The organism is Pedobacter sp. 01N416, assembly GCF_056399685.1.
Genome location: NZ_JBFTRT010001029.1, coordinates 1 through 611, shown reverse-complemented (window position 1 = coordinate 611; position 611 = coordinate 1). Strand labels below are relative to the sequence as shown.

Below are 611 nucleotides of genomic sequence, written 5' to 3'. Positions count from 1 at the left end.
ACCTTTTACAACTTCGGCCCTGGTAATACCATATTCATCTACCTCAATACCATGTTCATCGCCCCATTGCTGGCCCTCCTGCCGTAAACCATCATACAAAGTTAACACACGATTATACCCCAAACCTCTAATAAAGGGTTTAGAAACATTTGGCCCCGTGGTAACAGCTGTAATTCCAGGAACGCCTTTAACAATAGCTTCGATCAGGTTAGTATTCACATTTTGATCCATTGATTTTTTCGAGAGGACCGCAATAGGTACAGGGCTTTTACGCAGCTGTGTGGCCCGGTTAACCCCGGTAATTACCACATCGCCTAAATCAGATGCTAAGCTTAACAGATCAGCGTTAACCAGTGCAGTATCTCCGTTTAGCGTTACTTTGATTCTTTTGGATTGATAACCTATGCCCGAAAAAATGAGGTCATAATTTCCGGATGGAATACCACCTAATTGATAGGTACCCGAAATATTTGATTTGGTGGATCCCTTAGATCCTAAAATTTTAATGGTGATATTTTCTACAGGTTCATTTTGGGAGGTGACCAAACCTTTAACCATAACTTTTTGCGCGATGGCATTTAGCGATATAAAAAAACAGAAGCAGTATAGTA

At 40.9% G+C, this 611-nt stretch carries 1 protein-coding gene; it reads right to left on the bottom strand.

Annotated elements, in window-relative coordinates:
- Positions 1-558: TonB-dependent receptor plug domain-containing protein (locus AC1DND_RS29065; protein WP_477586472.1), on the bottom strand; the 558-nt coding region annotated here is incomplete at its 3' end.
- Between the last annotated feature and the right edge of the window lie 53 nt (positions 559-611).